This window comes from Empedobacter falsenii (genome assembly GCF_013488205.1).
Taxonomy (GTDB): domain Bacteria; phylum Bacteroidota; class Bacteroidia; order Flavobacteriales; family Weeksellaceae; genus Empedobacter; species Empedobacter falsenii_C.
Window position 1 is genome coordinate 1,617,426 of the sequence record NZ_CP040908.1, and the last position, 19,164, is coordinate 1,636,589.

16 protein-coding genes are annotated in these 19,164 nt (G+C 30.6%); 8 read left to right on the forward strand and 8 right to left on the reverse strand.

Annotated elements, in window-relative coordinates; genetic code table 11:
* Nucleotides 1–187: 187 nt before the first annotated feature.
* Both FH779_RS07525 and FH779_RS07530 read right to left on the reverse strand, forming a co-directional pair.
* A complete protein-coding gene (locus FH779_RS07525; RefSeq protein WP_180906606.1) occupies nucleotides 188–646 on the reverse strand; it encodes a LexA family protein in 459 nt (152 codons plus the stop codon).
* Complete coding sequence (locus tag FH779_RS07530) at nucleotides 647–1,915, reverse strand: Y-family DNA polymerase (protein WP_317169021.1); 1,269 nt, start codon at nucleotides 1,913–1,915, stop codon at nucleotides 647–649.
* A 90-nt stretch (nucleotides 1,916–2,005) separates the two neighbouring features.
* Between FH779_RS07530 and FH779_RS07535 the strand changes: the two genes are divergently transcribed.
* Nucleotides 2,006–2,812 carry a GIY-YIG nuclease family protein gene (locus tag FH779_RS07535; protein WP_180906607.1) on the forward strand — a complete coding sequence of 269 codons (807 nt, stop codon included), beginning with the start codon at nucleotides 2,006–2,008 and terminating at the stop codon, nucleotides 2,810–2,812.
* Here FH779_RS07535 and FH779_RS07540 read toward each other — a convergent pair.
* The 4 genes from FH779_RS07540 to FH779_RS07555 all read right to left on the reverse strand — a co-directional run bounded on the left by FH779_RS07540 (nucleotide 2,801) and on the right by FH779_RS07555 (nucleotide 6,031).
* Nucleotides 2,801–3,385, reverse strand: coding sequence for an SOS response-associated peptidase (locus FH779_RS07540; protein WP_038330378.1), 585 nt, complete (start codon nucleotides 3,383–3,385; stop codon nucleotides 2,801–2,803). The two genes, FH779_RS07535 and FH779_RS07540, sit on opposite strands and share 12 nt — an antisense overlap.
* Nucleotides 3,386–3,837: 452 nt before the next feature.
* A complete protein-coding gene (locus tag FH779_RS07545; RefSeq protein ID WP_180906608.1) occupies nucleotides 3,838–4,407 on the reverse strand; it encodes a hypothetical protein in 570 nt (189 codons plus the stop codon).
* Between the two features lies 1 nt (nucleotide 4,408).
* Nucleotides 4,409–5,485 carry a DUF262 domain-containing protein gene (locus FH779_RS07550; protein ID WP_159155288.1) on the reverse strand — a complete coding sequence of 359 codons (1,077 nt, stop codon included), beginning with the start codon at nucleotides 5,483–5,485 and terminating at the stop codon, nucleotides 4,409–4,411.
* A 288-nt stretch (nucleotides 5,486–5,773) separates the two neighbouring features.
* Entirely contained in the window at nucleotides 5,774–6,031 is a 258-nt protein-coding gene (locus tag FH779_RS07555) for a helix-turn-helix transcriptional regulator (RefSeq protein ID WP_180906609.1), read from the reverse strand.
* A 2,279-nt stretch (nucleotides 6,032–8,310) separates the two neighbouring features.
* Between FH779_RS07555 and FH779_RS07560 the strand changes: the two genes are divergently transcribed.
* From FH779_RS07560 to FH779_RS07570, 3 genes are read left to right on the forward strand one after another with little or no spacing between them, the layout of a single operon-like run.
* Nucleotides 8,311–11,283, forward strand: a complete 2,973-nt coding sequence (locus tag FH779_RS07560; RefSeq protein WP_180906610.1) for a SusC/RagA family TonB-linked outer membrane protein — start codon at nucleotides 8,311–8,313, stop codon at nucleotides 11,281–11,283.
* Nucleotides 11,284–11,295: 12 nt separating this feature from the next.
* Complete coding sequence (locus tag FH779_RS07565; protein ID WP_180906611.1) at nucleotides 11,296–12,693, forward strand: RagB/SusD family nutrient uptake outer membrane protein; 1,398 nt, start codon at nucleotides 11,296–11,298, stop codon at nucleotides 12,691–12,693.
* Entirely contained in the window at nucleotides 12,683–15,190 is a 2,508-nt protein-coding gene (locus FH779_RS07570) for an alpha/beta hydrolase family protein (protein ID WP_180906612.1), read from the forward strand. The genes FH779_RS07565 and FH779_RS07570 overlap by 11 nt, the downstream gene beginning before the upstream one ends.
* A 33-nt stretch (nucleotides 15,191–15,223) precedes the next feature.
* Here the strand turns inward: FH779_RS07570 and FH779_RS07575 are convergent, their stop codons facing one another.
* Nucleotides 15,224–15,490: a DUF6520 family protein gene (locus tag FH779_RS07575; RefSeq protein WP_180906613.1), complete on the reverse strand. Its 267-nt coding sequence runs from the start codon at nucleotides 15,488–15,490 to the stop codon at nucleotides 15,224–15,226.
* Between the two features lie 71 nt (nucleotides 15,491–15,561).
* Nucleotides 15,562–17,019, reverse strand: a complete 1,458-nt coding sequence (locus FH779_RS07580; RefSeq protein ID WP_180906614.1) for a MauE/DoxX family redox-associated membrane protein — start codon at nucleotides 17,017–17,019, stop codon at nucleotides 15,562–15,564.
* A 1,042-nt stretch (nucleotides 17,020–18,061) separates the two neighbouring features.
* On the opposite strand from FH779_RS07580, the gene FH779_RS07585 reads away from it, so the two are divergent.
* Genes FH779_RS07585 through FH779_RS07600 form a run of 4 tightly spaced genes read left to right on the forward strand, consistent with a single transcriptional unit; the run spans nucleotide 18,062 to nucleotide 19,129 of the window.
* Nucleotides 18,062–18,502, forward strand: a complete 441-nt coding sequence (locus tag FH779_RS07585) for a DUF5675 family protein (RefSeq protein ID WP_052217425.1) — start codon at nucleotides 18,062–18,064, stop codon at nucleotides 18,500–18,502.
* A complete protein-coding gene (locus tag FH779_RS07590) occupies nucleotides 18,489–18,716 on the forward strand; it encodes a hypothetical protein (protein ID WP_038330403.1) in 228 nt (75 codons plus the stop codon). Before FH779_RS07585 ends, FH779_RS07590 begins: the two co-directional genes overlap by 14 nt.
* Nucleotides 18,706–18,891 (forward strand): hypothetical protein, encoded by a 186-nt coding sequence (locus FH779_RS07595; RefSeq protein WP_152606053.1) that lies wholly within the window; start codon nucleotides 18,706–18,708, stop codon nucleotides 18,889–18,891. The genes FH779_RS07590 and FH779_RS07595 overlap by 11 nt, the downstream gene beginning before the upstream one ends.
* Before the next feature lie 4 nt (nucleotides 18,892–18,895).
* Complete coding sequence (locus tag FH779_RS07600; protein WP_152606054.1) at nucleotides 18,896–19,129, forward strand: hypothetical protein; 234 nt, start codon at nucleotides 18,896–18,898, stop codon at nucleotides 19,127–19,129.
* The last annotated feature ends 35 nt before the right edge of the window (nucleotides 19,130–19,164 follow it).

Below are 19,164 nucleotides of genomic sequence, written 5' to 3' on the forward strand. Positions count from 1 at the left end.
CAATACATTCCTGACGATGACAATGAGGGTATAACTCTCAAATTATTGTAACCTTTTTCATGTAAATTTCTAGCCAGATTAAGTATTTTATGCATGTTTATAATATAAAAATTTGTTTCCATTATTTTGAGATTTTATTAAAGTTGGATAAAATGTAATAAATTATAAATAAAACATTAGAAATGATTTATTTCCTCTTATGCCTCACCAAATCAGTTACAACTCCCAAAATAATGACAACATCTTCATCTTGTAATTGAATACAATTTTTGTATTTCGGATTAAGAGAAATCAATTGTTTGTTGATGGCATCATAACGTTTGAACGTGTATTCGGAATTGTTGACCGATACTACAATATCATCATGATGTCTGGGTTCGATATCAGATCGAATGATAAGTAAATCACCTTTTAGGTATTCAGGATACATACTTTCGCCACCCACACGATTAAGATAAGTTGCTTCGGGATGATTCAGTAAAATTTCATCCAAACTAATATTATTCTGTACAAAATCAGCAGCAGGAGAGGGGAAACCTGCCGAAACATCACCAAAAAATTGAACAAATCGTTTTTCACCATCTGTTTTGATAGGAATATTGATTAACTCTTCTGAGAATTTCGGAACTTGAATAAAATGTACCATTTAATAAACATTTAAAATATCTGTAAATCTTGTTGTGTAACAAGGTGACAATCGTTCTTGCTTCATTTTCCATTTTCTATGTATATCTTGAGAAGCTAATTTTAGCATATGATCGCCATAATTTGCATTTAATTTATCCATCACACTCATCAACGCTTTATGTTTTGGAGATTCTGTATGAAATAAATTCATCTGTGCTTGATTATCGGGTGTAATAGCCGAAACAATAACGCCAGCTTTTTTATAATCAGGAACTTTGCCTTCTGCAGGAACCAATTTATCCAATAAAAATAAAGCTGTTTTTGACAAAACAATGCTCGAATTCGAATCAAAATCTAAGGTTGTACTTAATGAGTTTGAAACAAATGATTGCTTTTCATCAAAACGATTGGTCATCACAAAAACAGTAATAATGTTGCATTTTGATTGTTCTTTTCTAAGCTTTTCGGCACAAGAAACAGCAAAAGTAGAAACACGCTCTTTCAGATTTTCATAATCATTGATTGTTTTCTCAAAACTTCGAGTTGTGGCAATTGATTTTTTGCGTTGAACTTCATCTAATTTTAAGACGCTTTCGCCTAATAATTCTTTTTTCAAACGCAATTCAACGATGGAGAAATTTCGTTTGATGTATTCATCTTCAAGCAAGGTGAAATCAAATGCATTCCGACATCCGATATAAGATAAACGTTTAGCTAAACGTCGCCCTATTCCCCAGATATCCTCACATTTTAACCATTTTAAAGCTTTGTTTATTTTCTCTTTCGAATCAATCATATAAACACCATTATGATGTTTAGGAAATTTCTTTGCTATTCGATTCGCCACTTTAGCTAAAGCCTTTGTAGGAGCAATACCAATACAAACAGGGATTTTGGTAATGGTATATATTTTTTGTTTAATTTCTTGGGCGTAATTTACCAAATCATAGTTATCAAAGCCTTTGAAAAGAAGAAAAGATTCATCAATCGAATAAATTTCTATATCAGGACAATAGGATTTTAAAATCATCATCACGCGATTACTCATATCCGCATATAAAGCATAATTTGAAGAGAATACATTAATTTTATTTAATCTAAAATTATTCTCGTATTCAAAAGCAGGAGCACCCATTGGAATCCCTAAATCTTTTGCTTCATTAGAACGTGCAATTACACAACCATCATTGTTAGAAAGTACTACAACAGGCTTTCCATTCAGCGTTGGATTAAAAACTCGTTCGCACGAAGCATAAAAATTATTGCAGTCAACTAAAGCATACATCATGTTACAAAGTTGAGCAAATAAAGCGCTACAAGGTGTCGCGGAAAAGTGTTAAAAAATTAAAGTTAAAAATTGATTCTGTAAATTTGCGCTATGGTACTGAATGATAGATTGAAAACATTGGTTGACAAAGTTCCAAAAAATATTTGTGGCGTGTATTATTTATACAACGACAAGCAAGATATTATCTACATTGGAAAAAGTATTGATATCAGAAAAAGATTGATTCAGCATTTCAAATCACTTGATAAAAAGGAAATCAAGCTACAACATTTTACGCATTCTATACAATTTGAAAATACAGGAAATGAATTGATTGCTTTGTTGAGAGAATCTGAATTAATCAAACAAAATCTGCCAATATTTAATCGAGCTCAACGCAAGATTAAGTTCTTTTACGCATTATATAAAGAAATAAATTCGGATGGTTATCATGCATTAATTGTGAAGAAAATTGATAACTCTGGGAACGAAATTATCTCATTTACATCGTTAAATGAAGCAAAAGATTATTTATTCTATATCACTGAAAAATATAAGCTTTGTCAAAAAGTAAATGGTTTATATAAAATCAAATCAAGTTGTTTTCAATATAGTTTAGAAGAATGTAACGGAGCTTGTATAAATAGGGAAGATGTGAAACTTTACAACAAAAGAGTTCGTCAATTTTTGAAAACAGTGCATTTACCCAAAAAGGACTTTTTATTTGAATTGGTTGGAAGAACTGAAAATGAAAAAGGTATTGTATTAATTGAAAAAGGAGTTTACAAAGGATTTGGCTATTGCGATCATTTAATTGAGAATCTAGACGAAATGAAATCATTTATTGAACAAAAACAAGATAATAAGGATGTCCGAAAAATCTTATTTCGACATATAAAATCCGAATTATCCAAATAAACTCACTTGACCATCTTCACGCTGGTAGCTGAAATCAGTAAACGGAACAATTGGTTTACAATTAAGCCAATTCATTAAGTTTTCATCATCATTTAGGACTATTGGCATACGATGTTTAGTATTGTGGATATAATCCATAATGCCGACAGCTTCAGTTGTAACTATCGTAAACGTATCATCAGAATATAATCCTGCTAAACACATCAGATTATTGTTGATTCCGATATCATATTTGATTTTGTCTTTGCCTTCGTGTCGCCATTCATAAAAGCCATCAACCAATATCACACAACGATTGGTGTAAGCATCTCGAAAAGATGGTTTTTCATCTATAGTTTCAATACGTGCGTTTAAGGTGTTATTCGAATTAAAATCATTTCCAGCCCAATGCGGAATTAAACCCCACTCGAACAAATGAATATAATCTTGTTGATTAGTGATAACAGGCAACTTTGGATGATCAAAACCTTTGAAATGAGGATTTGGCGTAAATGTAACCTCGGGTTTGAATTTCAACCTCGATTTCTTTTCAATCTGTTCTTTTGTTTTGGTCACTTTTACATGAAAACACATAGCATCTACTTTGGAATAAAGGTAATGATTACGACTATAAGAACAATTAAAAATTGAATCAATTTAAATGATTGTAGAAGAATTAAAACGAATGTTTTTTATAAAGAGTTTTATATACTACGGTTTCATATAAAACAAAAAACCTCCCTAAACCCGCTTTTAAAGAGGTTATTATTTATACTATTTTGTGTTTTTTATAGTTTTTACTACTTCGCATTTTAAATAAGCACAAAAAAAGCAGTAATCATATAAAATACTGCTTGTGTAGTTTAAAACAAACTTAGATAACTCCATAAGAATTAAAAGCTAACTTCGGTGAGCCTGTCCTGAGTTTATCGAAGGGTTCAACAGGCTTTACTTTACTACTTTTATTTGTTATTTGTATTCAGTAATTTCAATACTCTCATGCCCTCAGGGCAAGATAATAGCTTAGTTATTATGTAAAGAACTATTTACGCGCTTACTGGCGTATTGATTATGAAGTTACTTATATCTTTAATGGAATTAATATAGTATGTATAATAGGATAGACTTGTGCCTCTTTTTATAGAAAGTAAATGTTGATGAGGTTCGATAAATAGTCTGTTATTTAATATATTAACTATATATTTCTGCTTTGCCGCAGTACTTTCATGAGCAATATAATCTCGAATAACTTTCATTTGATTAATAATATTTGAATAATTGGGGTCTGTTTTAATTATATCAAATGGATTGTTTGTAAAAAAGCAATCAGAAATATTTTTAATAACCTCAAAATGATTTACAAACGATCTATTTTCTTTTTTTATAACTTTATTTAAGTGTTCTAAATCATCAAAAGTTAATCTTCTTGGTGGACAATATCCATGAATACTTGAATTTCCTATAGCATAATTCTCAAATGAATCTGAAAGAAATTTTTCAAATTTTATAAATATTTTAAAAAAAGCTAGTTCATATAAGGAACTATCAATTGTTAAAGCTGATGAGAATACAGCGTTCCACTTATCAATTTCATCAATTAAATCTTGGTTATTCATTCTAATCCATTAAAAATTCTGAAAGTATTCTTACTCTAGTTATTCTTTCATCTTTACTCGTAGTTCTTGTACGATGATATTTTTCAAATTCTAAAACATTATGTGGTGCATTTTCAGAATCATATTCAGCATTTAAAAATTCTGATTCAAACAGCGAAAGTTTACTTATGAATGAATTAATATTAGTATCAAAATTATGATTATCAAATTTTGGATTTCTAGGAATTGAAACATCTAGATTACCAAACAATTGATGGTTAAGCGTTACAAATAAAGTCCAAAAATAATTTTTACGATAAAATATTTTTGAATTAAATAACTGGTTATAAAAAATACTTTCAATGATGAAGAAAATGCGATTTAATTTTTCCTCAATTAAATCTTGATTAAGAAATTCTTTGTCATATTTTTTATAAGCCGATTCAGTTTTTGTATTGCTGTCAGTGACAATACCATCAATTAAATTAATAACTAACGAATTCATAAAGTCTACATCTGCCATTCTACTTAAGTCCTTATCCTTGAAAATTTTCTTATCAATAAAAATATTTTTAAAGTCAGATGATTTTCTTAGAATGAAAACTTTAAATTCACCCCAATATTGAGCGTTTCTTAACTCTTGTTTATTTAATGCTATATTGTTTGTATTTAATCTAGCAAACATTTCATATATTTTAGAGTCGTCTTTAAGTTTTACAATCTCGAAACTTATGTTATAGTTTAAAAAATTTTCCTTTTCAGCATCTGGAAGTTCAGTATATGTTAAGTTGGCAAATTCTTTATTATGTGATTTTTGGATTTTAAACTGATTATCGAAATATTCTAAAATTGCAGTAATACGTTGTTGCCCGTCAATTACTTCTCTAAAAGTCTTTCTAGTTGCTATGTCGATTTGTTGTCTAATGAAAATTTGAGGAATAGGATAGCCTCTTAATATTGTATCTATTAAATAAGATTTTGCATTTAGATTCCAAACTTTATTTCTCTGATATTTTGGTGATAATATTAATTCGCCATTATCTTTCCATGAAAGAATATCGTTAATTGAAAATGACTTTGTATCTTTTACTTCACTCATAAATTTGAGGGGTTATTTGTATTATACATAACATTTTTTTACGAATACTATAGCTTTAGTTTCGTAAATAACAAATATATAAAAAAATCTAATTTATAACCATTGTTGTGTAAATAAGTAAAGGGCTTCTATATAGAAGCCCTTTACTTATATTAATTTACGTATAAATAAAAAACTCAGGTGAACTTTTAACCTAAAATCTAACACCTGAGTAATAAATGAACGTCATGCCTATGACTTATATTCATTTCGAATTTAAGATTTTTATTTTAAACTAAACGTTTTTAATTATTTAATGTCTTTTACTTTTTTCACAAACTCCTCGTAAGTTTCAGATTTTTCATTGTCCCAGTTTGTTGGTTCTATTAAATCATAAATACTTACTCTTAGTAATTTTGCAATCTCAATTAGTTCTTCCAAAGAAGGTTGTCTTTTGTTATTTCGCCATTTAGATATTGTAAATTCAGTTTTACCAATAAATTTAGCAATGACTCTATTTTGTACATTTCTTTCTTTAAAAACAATATCTAATCGATTAATTTTCATATAATTTAAAATATTTATTAAAAAAGTTTGTCGTTTAATGTCAAACATTGTATATTTGATATATGTTTAAAGCGACACAATTAGTTAAGGCTATTTGACTTAACGAAATGATGTCTCTCTATTCGGGAATAATCCGGTAAATTATAAGCCCTAGAGAGTACAAAAAGTCGCCCAATACACTGGGATTTTCATATATTTGCGATAATTCCAGAGGGCGATTTATGCGTTTGTACTTCATTGGGCAAGAGTTTACTCTAAAGGTTTTCTTACCGGATTTCCTCACGATAATGAAGGAGTGTAAATCGTTTCTCTGACTTTTTATTTCTACTTCTATCAAGAATAGAAGACATCGTTCCATAAAACCCAACACAAAATGAGAACGAAACAATTTCCATTCATCCGTAAAAAACCGCCAGACAAAGTCTGTTGGTGTTACTAATTCTTTTAAAGAACAAATCTCCGTTTTATAACATTTAACGGATCGTAAAGAAAAGGGCTATCCTTTCTTTACACGCTCTCTATCAGAGCCTCGGTAATGAGACTTTGAAAGCATTCGTTTTATCTTTTTTATTCGCACACTAAATGTAAAACGTTTAATATCATTTTCCAAATTTATTGGGGTTCTGCTACCTATTATTTAGATGTGAGACGTGAGATTTTAGTATTGAGAGGATTGTAGTATGTAATAAGTACAGATTAGATGTTAGATATGAGAATTGAGAATTGAGATATTAGAGTTGTTGAAAGTGATAACGAATTTGAATATTGAAAAAGGATGAAGAAACTGGCATTAAAACTCTCACGTTAAGAAAATGGTTGAATGTAACGTTAAAAAGTTTTTAGCCCGTAGGGTTTGTAAAAAGTTTAGTGGAGTGAAAACATTTTTAGTAGAGAGGTTTACGGCCAAGAGTTTTTTGATTACTTTTTTGCTCATTTCCCCGAAGGGCATATGAATACTGATAATTAAAATAGATAAGTAATGAATAAAAAAGTGATAGAAAGTATTTTACATTCATTTTTTCCTTGATGAAAAAACGAACCAAAAAAATCAAGACCGCGATTTTCGACGTTCAATTCCCATTTCACGCACTAAAAAGATTAAATGTTTCGCATACGCTCACTAATCTTTTTTACGCTTGTTTCAATGGATTGAAACTCGTCTGCAAATCGTATGTCGACTCTAAAATCCGTTATAAAAAGTGAATTTGAATATAATAAGAATAAAAACGTAAAACGTTAAGCGTATCACATAAACCGTAAAAACAAAAACCCCTTTCCCAAAAACAAAGTTGGCGCGATGTACAGGAAAAGGAGTGGCTTTTAAAACTAATGTTGAATTTAAAAAACTTATGTAAAATTATGAAAGAGTAAACAGATTCACACTCTATCCCCCGAAGACAACTCAAAGAGTATAAATGATCTTCATAAAATGATTAGTGTTAATTTTTAGTTTTCATTTATTAATGTAATTTTTAAAACCTGTCGGAGGGGGATATTTTAAGAGGAATATAGGATAAAAGTAGACGAGCTCACGCGCGCGTGATAATAGAGATGAAATTCTAAATGGAATTTGTGATAATAAGAAGATAATTAGAAGTTCATTATTTTATTACGTTCATTTTTATTCATGAGTTATTATTTTATTACGTTCATTTTTGTCTTGACACAAAAACATTTGAGATTAAGAGGAGAAGCTCCAGTGGAGCTTAGGTAAAATTGTTACAAGTCGGTCAATAACGGCTACTCGCTAAATGCTTTAGAACATTCGCATATGAAATGCGAACATAAATCATTTTAACGCTCTTTACGCCTAATTGACACTCGACTTTTCAGCAATGACCGTTTCTAAACTCGTTGTTAAAAGTGAATTTGAGTATATAAATAAGAATTAAAAATCCGACGATTTAGAATCGAAATGTAATTCAACTCTAAATTATTGGAATAAAAAAGTTGGAGTGTTTGAGTGGAGTGAGTTGCCAACTTTATGGAAATAATTTATTTAGTTGAATCATTGAGAGACTACTGTCGGCATCTTTTTTTGTTTCGTTTTTTTGGATGCTCAAAAAAATGAAAGGAAGAAATTTTTCGACAAGCTAAGAATACCAACGAGATGAGATTCTTCGACAGGCTCAGAATGACAAAATACGTAAAACGTTAAGCGTAAAACTTATAACTTAAAAACAAAAACTTCCTTTCCCCAAAACAAAGTTGGCGCGATGTATAGGAAAAGGAGAGGCTTTTAAAACTAATGTTGAATTTTAAAAAACTATTGTAAAATTATGAAAAAATTTTACTTCAAACTCAATAGGCATATAATAAGTGTGCTATTGGGATTGTTTTGTGTAACACCCTTGTTGGCACAAACAGGAAAAACCGTGACTGGAACGGTAAAAGAACTTCAAATCCCACTGGTGGGCGTAATGGTAAAGGAGGAGGGAACCGATAATTCTACCTATACCGATGACAATGGACATTATTCGTTGACCTTACAACATGATGATGCTAAACTAATTTTTGAGCAATTGGATTTTCCTATTCGAGAAGAAGAGGTATTGAATAGAAGCGTGATCAATGTACGTTTCACAAAAGAAGAGGAGAGTATTCAGCTGAAAGATGTGGTGATCAATGCAGGATACTACTCCGTAAAGGATAAAGAACGAACGGGGTCAATTGCACGTGTAACGGCTAAAGAAATTGAGAATCAGCCTGTGAATAATGTGTTAGATGCCTTGCAGGGTAGAGTTGCAGGTTTAGAAATTACGCCAACTACAGGAACAGCAGGTGGTGGTTATACCATTCGGTTAAGAGGACAGAATAGTATAAATGCGGGGAATGATCCTTTGTTTATAATAGATGGGGTTCCGTTTGATATGAATTCGATGTCTTACACCAGTATCTCCAATACCGTAATGCCCAATTCAAACATTAATCCGTTAAATTCTATCGATCCAAAATCAATAGAGAAGATTGAAGTTTTAAAAGACGCGGATGCTACTGCTATTTATGGTTCGCGTGGTGCAAATGGGGTGATTTTGATAACGACTAAAAAGGGACAAAAGAGAAAAACTACATTTAATATAGATTCTTCAATTAGTGTCAATTCCATTACAAAAAAAGTAAATCTTCTAAATACAGAACAATACCTCATGATGAGAAAGAAAGCGTTTGCAAATGATGGGATTACAAACTACCCAACAAATGCGTATGATATTAATGGAGCATGGGATCAAACGCGATACACCGATTGGCAAAAAGTACTAATAGGGAATACTGGTACAACCAATAATACAAGACTAAATATTATGGGTGGTGATGAGCAAACAAGTTTTATGATTGGCACCAATTTTATGAAAGAAACGTCTGTTTTATATGGGGATTATAGCTATAAAAAACTGAATGCCTTTATTAATCTTAATCATTCTTCTAAAGACAATAGATTTAAAGTAGGTACTGTCCTAATTTATGGGGAAGATAACAATATATTACCAATAGAAAATTTAGCGCGTACAGCTAAAAAATTAGCTCCCAATGCACCCGCTTTATTCGATGAAAATGGAAATCTAAATTGGGAAAATAATACATGGACAAACCCTATAGCATCTACTTATAGTACATATCGTAGTCATGCAAATGTGTTGAATACCAGCTTTAATATGAGCTATGCTTTAACGGATCAATTAACATTTAAAACGAATTTAGGTTACAATCATTCAATTTTAAAAGATAAAAGTTTCAATCCACATACAGTAAGAAATCCTGCTTATGGTAATACAAGTGCCGATAGTAGTGTCATAATGAATGAGAATGAAAAAGAAGTATGGTCAATAGAACCGCAGTTGGATTATCATCTTAGTTGGACAAATAGTGAAATTAACTTGAATGTAGGAGCAACTTTTATGATGAACGAACAAAATCAGTTGGTTACAAGAGGAGTTGGCTTTGCAGATAATGCACTAATGAATGTGATGAGCGCAGCAAAAGCATTTCAATTTCTGCAAGATATTTCTTCACAATATAAATACAATGCGGTCTATGGACGATTTAATTACAGTTTGTATCAAAAATATATTCTTAATCTTACAGCAAGAAGAGATGGATCAAGTCGATTTGGAGAAGCCAATAAGTTAGCAAATTTTGGTGCAATAGGCGCTGCTTGGATTTTTTCGAAAGAACATTTTTTGAGTGATCAATCGTGGTTGAGTTTCGGTAAATTGAGAGGGAGTTATGGAATTACTGGAAACGACCAAATAGGGGATTATCAGTATTTGAGTACATATTCTATAAAACAAGACGGTTATGATGGAACAACCTATTTAACACCTTCTCGTTTACATAATCCGAATTTTTCATGGGAAAAAAATCGAAAGATAGAAGGAGCAATAGAATTGGCTTTTCTGAAAAATAGATTAAATCTTGAAGTAAACTATTACCACAATCAATCCAATAATCAGCTAATAGGCTATTCGTTACCTGATACAACAGGGTTTAAAACAATTCAAGCAAATTTGGATGCAGTAGTGGTTAATAAAGGATTAGAAATTGCTCTCCATTCAACCAATATTAAGAAAGATAAATGGCAATGGGAAACATCCTTTTTAATTACATTTCCAAAGAATGAATTAAAAGCGTTCGAAAATCTAGCTCAATCCAGTTATAGCAATCAATATGTTATTGGGCAATCTATAAATATCACAAAGCTATACAATTATATAGGAATAAACCCTGTAAATGGAACTTATATGTTCGAGGATTATAACAATGATGGAAAAATAAGTAGTGCCGATGATCGTAGAATATATACGGATTTCAATCCCAAATGGTATGGAAGTTTAGGAAATACCATTCGTTATAACAATTGGAATCTTGAGGTACTTTTTCAATTTTCGAAAAAGAAAGCCTATAACGAATTGCATACATTAAATGCAGCTGGTACATTCTTTAATCAACCTACATCGGTTCTAGATGAAGGACGTACGCAAATTTATACAACAGGCTCTAATACAAATGCTGTTGTTGCTCAAAATTATTTTTATACAAGTACTGGAGTTGTAAGTGATGCTTCTTTTGTGAGGTTAAAATCACTCTCGATAAACTACAATGTTCCTCTTAAGAAAAATTATAAAGTCGCTTTATATGCACAAGGTTTTAATCTGCTAACGCTTACGAACTACAAAGGAGGGGATCCCGAACAAATTGAAGATTTTTTACCTCCATTAAAGCGTATCGCATTTGGAACAACTATCTCATTTTAAAAAATTGAAACCATGAAAAATAATAGAACAATATATGTGATGAATAGATTCATCCTATTGATTGCCATATTCACATTGGCTGCTTGTAATGATTGGATTGAAACTGATGATCCTAAGGGAGAAATAAAAATTGAAAAGGTTTACAACAACGAGCAAACTGCTAATGCAGCAGTTGCGAGTATTTACAAAGACATGAAAAATGATGGTTTGTTGTCGGGAAGTACAAATGGATCAAGCGTATTATTTAGTTTGTATGCAGATGAACTTGATTTTTATGGTTCTACGAGCAATAACCTTTCAATGTTTCATTCCCATCAATTATTGCCTTCTAATACACTTGTAACGTCTATATGGGCAAATAATTATAGAATTATTTATGAAACAAATTTAGCTATAGAGGCATTAAATAATTCAACGAATTTATCCCTTGAGTTAAAAAATAAATTGATAGCAGAAGTGTTGTTTATTAGAGCATTTACGCATTTTAATTTGATGAATGTATATGGTAAAATACCCTATATCACTACATCTAATTATCAAATCAATCGATATGTTTACCGTGATGAAATAAAGATTGTTTACGATAATATCGAAAAAGATTTGCTCCAAGCAAAAGGTTTATTGGTAAATAATGTGGCGTCTACTGCGAGTAACAGAGCAACTATATATGCAGTGTCAGCCCTATTAAGTAAGGTGTACTTATACCAAGAAAAATGGGATAAAGTAGTGAGTGAATCGCAAGGAATTGTTCAAAATCAGAACTTTTCATTTCAACAACCAATAGAAAATCAATATAAAAAAGAAAGCAAGTCTACAATATTTCAATTTTCATCGACCATAAATGGTGAAAATACGTTAGAAGGATCATATTTTATTATTAATAGCGGACCTCCAACTCGGGTAGCTTTACGACAAGATTTTATAAACCTGTTTAATCCACTCGATAAAAGGTTACAATTTTGGACAAAGAAAGTAAGCAATACAACAAATACACAATCTTGGTATATACCGTATAAATATAAAGAAAATGCAAATACAGGTTCAAGCAAAGAGTTTTCTATTGTATTTGGTTTGTCAGAAATAATCTTGATGAGAGCAGAAGCTTATTTACATACAAATGAATTGGCATTGGCAGTAAAAGAAATTAATATCATTCGAGAGAAAGCAGGGTTAAATCAGTTTAATTCTTCTAATCCAAATGAGATTCAAAAAGAACTTATACTTCAAAGAAAACTAGAATTGTTTACAGAACATGGAAACAGATGGTTTGATTTGAAACGTTGGAAAATAGCCGAGGAAACTCTAAAACCTATAAAATCAAATTGGAAACCAAGAGATTTAATTTTACCAATTCCAGAAAACGAATTATTGATTAATCCTAATCTAAATCCTCAAAACGATGGCTATTAAATATGTCAATTCAATACTAGTTATACTGTTTGTCTGTTTGGGATACTTTTCAAAAGCGCAAGAGATTCAAAAAACTTCGAATTGGACAAAACATACTTTATTTACAGACGTAAGTAGCGATGGAAAGTGGGTTGTTGTAAATGATATGCAAGATAAAAATAATGTTATACTTATACAGACAGAATCAGGTGTTAGAAAAGAATTGGGTTCAATCATTCTTTTGAAATTTTTGAAAAATAATGATATACTATCTTTTGTTGATGATAAATCAAATTTGCATCTAATTGATTTAAAAACATTAAAAACAATCTTGCAAGTTGAGGTACTACATAAAAGATATTTTACAAATCATGATCAAACGATAATTTCATACCTAAGAAAGGGCGAAAAAGAGAAAAAAGATTTACAGTTACTTGATTTGAAGAGTAACAAGTCATATACGATACACGATGTAGAAAACTACCAGTGGCATCCCGTCAAAGATGATTTAATTTTTCTAACATCAAATACGGATTCTAATACTAAAACATTAAAAAAATGGAAATCGGGTTCAGAAAATCAGCAGTCTCTCTTTATAAGCCCAAAAAATGAAGTAAAGATATTAGGATGGCAAAGCGATCAAAAAAGTATACTTCTACTAGAAAACACGGTTGACGGAGGGATACTTTACACGATTAATACCCAAAATAAGGAGGTAAAATCTTTGGCTTGTAAAACATTATTTTCTGATGAGGTAGTTCGTAAAATAAATGGTTTTGATACTACTAGTGATCGTAACGGAATAGTCTTTTTTAATGTAGATATCGTAAAGAGTAAAAATGATAATTACAGTATTTGGGATACCCAAGATGCTTTAATCGCACCTAGAAAAGCTGTTGCTGAAGAATATGTTTTGAATAAACAGAGCATAAGATGGGATACAAAAACGAATGAATTTTCTATCATTACTTCAAATAAATTGAATGCTGTTATCATTAAACCTAATTTTAATTATGCATTAGCGTATGACTTTTTAGAAAATGAACCTTCTACAGAACAATATACTGTTGCCGATTTATACCTAAAAAATTATGAAAAAGGAGAAGAGAAGTTAATTGTTCCTGCACATTATTTTTCTTACGACTATCTTTCGTTTTCGCCGAGTGGAAAATATATCATGTATTTTAAAGATAAAAAATGGTGGGGATATGATACAGAAAATGATAAGTACTTTGATATCACCATACCATCAAATTATTCTTTATATAAAACAAACGATATGTATTATAAACATCCAACACCATATGGAGTAGAAGGGTGGTCTATGGATGAAAATGAAGTGTTTGTGTATGATGAGTTTGATATTTGGATGTATGATATAAAAAATGGTACTGCTAAAAGGTTAACAGCTACTAATGGGGATATAAGTTATAGATTTAATAAAAAAGAACGAAAAAATACCTCTCACATTGATATCAATCAAAAGTTGATGTTAGATCTATCGAATAAAGATGAGCAAAATGGTTTTGCTTTTTTTGAAAAAGGTAAGATTGTACCAATTGTCTTCGAATCCTATACGATTGAAAATGCTGTATGTATTAACAAGCAAACTTGTTTTTTTAAGAAGTTTAGGTATAACTTATCTCCAGTTATCGAACGTATAGATTTGGCTACGAAAAAAAGAAAGATAGTATATCAAAGTAACCCCGATTTGGCAAAGTTAGATTTAGGTATAAGTGAAAGTATAGAATACAAGAACATAAAAGGAAATAAATCGAAAGGGATTTTACTTTACCCAACTAATTTTAATCCTACCAAGCAATATCCTGTTATTTACTATGTATACGAGAATATGACGTATAAAGTAAATCAGTTTGCAAGTCCAACAAAATATACCGAAGACGGTTTTAATATTCTTAATTACGTATTGGATGGGTATTTTGTTTTTTTACCCAATTTAGATTATCAAATAGGAAATTTAGGTGAATCAATTGTCGTGAATATAGAAAATAGTGTAGAAGAACTAGTAAGTCGATCTTATATTGACAAGAATAGATTAGGATTAATAGGGCATTCGTTTGGTGGTTATGAAGCGGCATTTATAGCAACACATTCCAATTTGTTTAAGGCAATTGTAGCGGGTTCTGGCGTGATGGATTTGGTTTCTTGGTCGCATGATGTACAATGGGAAGGTTGGTTTAGAGAGCAAGCATGGAGGTTAGAAAGTCAGCAGTTTCGAATGAAAGAAAGTTATTATACGGATAAAAATAACTATATAAGAAACTCACCTTTCTATCAGGTGGAAAACATGAAAACGCCTTTATTGTTGTGGGCTGGTAAATCTGATTATAATATAAATTGGTATCAAAGTATATATATGTATATGGCAATGAGGGAATTAAATAAAGAAGGTAAATTGATTTTATTTAATAACGATGGTCATTATTTAACGCGTAAAGAGAATCAAGAAATATTATATGATTCAATCTTAAATTGGTTTAATACGTATTTAAAATAAGAGAAAGGAGCTATTACGCTCCTTTCCTTTAGATTATGGTTGCCAATGCATCAAGTTTTGACTACATTGAGTACCATTTTTAAATTCAAATACTTCTTTAGAACCAATTGTACAACTTACAGTTCCTATGTTATTGCAAGTGGCATCTACTTGTTCACATTCTTCTAAATCATTGTAAATATATGCAGTTGCATATCCTGTAGATTGATTAGAAGCTTTCCCTTCAGTGGCAAATGCAAAAGCAACAGCCATCATTCCTACCCCGATAGGTAGCGCTTTTTTTAGAAAATTTGTTTTCATTTTGTTTCATTTTAATGTGGTGACTTACTCTATTGTACAGGTTTTCAGTCTTCCCCTGCGTTGCGCAACGATTATTTTTTTAATTGATAGCGATAGATTTCATCATCAATTACAGCGAAAACAGAGTTTTGGTATATTTTAAAATCCCTAAGTTGTTGTTTAGGTTTATGATAGAGGTAAAAACTGTGGAGATAATGGTTGTTTACAAGATCATATACATCTATGATGCTTGCACTTTGATGTTCTTCCTCAAAATTTCCCAGTCGTTTGCTGTGGATGTAGAGATAATCTCCATAGGTAGCTATCGTTTCATTTACTCGAATTGTTTTAGGACCTAATCGATAGTTTTGGTATTTTTTATAAAAAGCAACATCAAGTTCTGGTTCATTTAAAGAATCGATGCTTTTCATAACATTTTTTTCATTCATCATAGAATCAAGGATGATAATTTCATTTTTATAATAATAGACATATAAAAAGATCTGATGTTGTTCATTCCAAATTAGTAATCCATCCAAATCAAATGCTCCATTTTGTTGGCTTTTTAAAGTTGTATCGTTTATTTTTAGTTGATATCCATCCACTGTTTTATACAATAAAGCGAGTGCTGTTTGTTTAGTTTTTTGACTTGTTATAGAAAGACCAAAATGATCTTTTTTTCCAGGAACATATTGATTATAATAAGCATTATCAATAGTTTCAAGAGAAGCTGTATAATCGTTTAATATTCCTTTTTCTATAATTCCTACTGTTCCATCCCCTAAGTAGAAGTATGGGGAGTTAACGTATGTTATTATTCGTTTATAAGGGAGTAGCTCATTTTTTATTTTGATCCGATTATTAATCACATTTTGCGTATGGTAATCATAAGTTCTAAGAAATAAAGGAGCATTAGGATGAGCTAAATAAGCATAACAACTATCAATACCTGCTATATAATAACCTGTGGATTCTAAATTGAGTGTAGTTAGTTTTTCTGCTAAATGCGGAATGTATTTCCTAGTAAAAGAATTGTTATACTGAGATTTTTGTTCAGATAAACTATACAAAATGATTACACTAACAATTCCGACTATTGTAAGAGTAGTTTGTTCAATTATATAACCTCTCCATGTTTGAGAATTGTTTGCTATTCTAATGCCAATTAGAGCTAAACCTACAAATACGATATTAAAAATCAAATGTTCCGTCCATCCCATCTTTTCTAAAACTCCACCACAAGAACAAGGAGTAAACGCCGTGAAATGTAGAATAATGACAATATAGGTGGTAAACATCACCATTAAGAAAAGTGAAATTTGTAAGGCTAATTTTCTAGTTCGTTCAAACATCAAGAGAACCGCTGTTACAAGTTCTATCGCAATAATTCCATACGATATATGAATCGCATAACTTGCTAATAAGGGCGATTGTCCTAGCTGCGTTTGAAAGGTTTCAAAATCTATCAGTTTACTCACCGCTGCATAAATAAACAAAACAATAAATAGGTAGCAGATGAGCGTTTGTATAAACGGTGCAATTTTTCTCATCTTTTAGTATTTTACGGTTAATGCTAAAACATTAAGGATTAGTGTTATACAAATTTCAGAGAAGTTATTGAGCAAGTCAATACTTATTTTTAGATAAAACAGACGATTTTTTGTTAATGCATCTCGTTTTTTAAAAATAGATATCATTTTTTGAAATACATCTCATTTTTGAGAAGTTTTAGAATTGTTCTATATAAGGTAATCTTATTTTAACCAGATTATTTGAAACCCTTTTTCTCGATACAAAATTCTTTTTAGAATTCCATTCGAAATGAAGGTTTTATTGATAAAGTGTTTTTTTAATGAATTTGAGGTTTAGTAAATACACGATTTACTTCGAAATAACAATTCATCCTTATTCCCATTTCAATAGATTTTAAATTAATTTTTTTTGACTTGGTTCAGCAACAATTCGAATGTAGATTGAATGACTTTAAGTAGTTCAAACCTGATGAGCTGTGAACAAAATTGGTGGTTGATGAATGGGAATGGCTAAGGGAGAATTTAGATTTACGTATTATGAGTTATGTATTACGAATTAGAAATATTATGTGTTAAAAAGTGTTAAATTCATATATCGGTGTATATCGAAAATGATACTTTTCTGTATCGGTTGTGTATCCGAGCAGTATCCATTCTGTATCCATTGTATATGCGTTCTGTATGGTTTGTTCGGTGTTCGTGTATCGAAAGTAGGAGTTTTTTATTTCTTTATGATTTAAGATTTTATATGTGAGACATTAGTATTGAGAGATGTGATTTCAGTTGTAAAGAGTAGTATGAAAAACACTATTCATTTATTTTTTTAGTTGTCGAATTAAATAGCTTGTTGTTGATGGTTTTATTTTTTTAGAAATGATCTATTTTTCTAAAAATTGGTGTTGTATGACAAAAAGGTAAAAAAAAGTTTTTCATTGATTATAAATGACATATGGTTTGTAGTAACTTGTTTTATATGGAAAGAGATTAGAATTTTATGAAAAGTTTATGCAGTGGTTAGTTATGGTATGAGGAATGTGGAGTGAGATAGGCTACAGATAAAATGACTAATAACTATAAAAAAATAAAAGATAGATTTAGTTTAAAAAGAAAGTATTTACCTGACGGAACCAATGGACAGCTTTGGTTACAGCAACAACTGATTTGCATTAAAATTGAATTACTATGGAAAGAGAACAAACTACGTAAATCATGTATACCAGAAGGATGTTACACAATAAAAAAGAGAAGCTCACAAAAATTTGGAGAACATTTTCTGATTACAAATGTGCCCAATCGTTCAATGATCTTAATTTATCCTGCCAATCATGCAAAAACCGAGTTGCAAGGATGTATAGCTCCAGTAACCAAATTAACAGGTGAAGGGAGAGGAGAGTTATCAAGAAAAGCATTTACAAATTTTAAAACATTAGTAAATGATAAACTTGATCGTGATCAAAAAGTGATTTTAATGATTAAAAGTAAACAACATGACAATTATTAATCGTTTTACAGCACCTACTCCTAAATTGTTCCAACAATTACGAAACATAGGATTAACCTTAGCTGCAATTGGAGGAATATTGATCGCTGCTCCTGTAGCATTACCAACAACATTGGTGACCATAGGAGGATACCTAACAGTTGCAGGAGGAGTAATATCAGCTGTAAGTCAATTGACAGTAAACGACAAAGTTCAAAGTAATGATGATGAATAATAGTAATACATCGTTAATTGTTGGAACAATAGGAGGGACAATGACAAGTTTACTAGCGACTATTCAATGGGAGCAACTTGTTTATACGATTTGTATGGGAATAGTTGGAGCAACATGCAGTTATGGAACATCATACTTACTGCATAAGAAGAACAACCCTTACGACGAAGACTAAGTATTTGATTACAAGTAAGATTTGGAAATCTTATTTTATTGATGTAAATTTTAACATCATTCATTTAAGTTTCATTGAGGTAATTTTAATTATTACAGAAATGAAAAATAACGAATTACAAAGAATGGTGATTTATCCGAAAGATGTATCAATCATTACAGGAAAAGGATATAGGCAAAGTCTTCGCTTACTCAATAGAGCTAAGCAATTAATCGGAAAAGAAAAAAAGACTTCCTAACATTTGACGAATTTTTGATCGTTTTTAAGATGAAA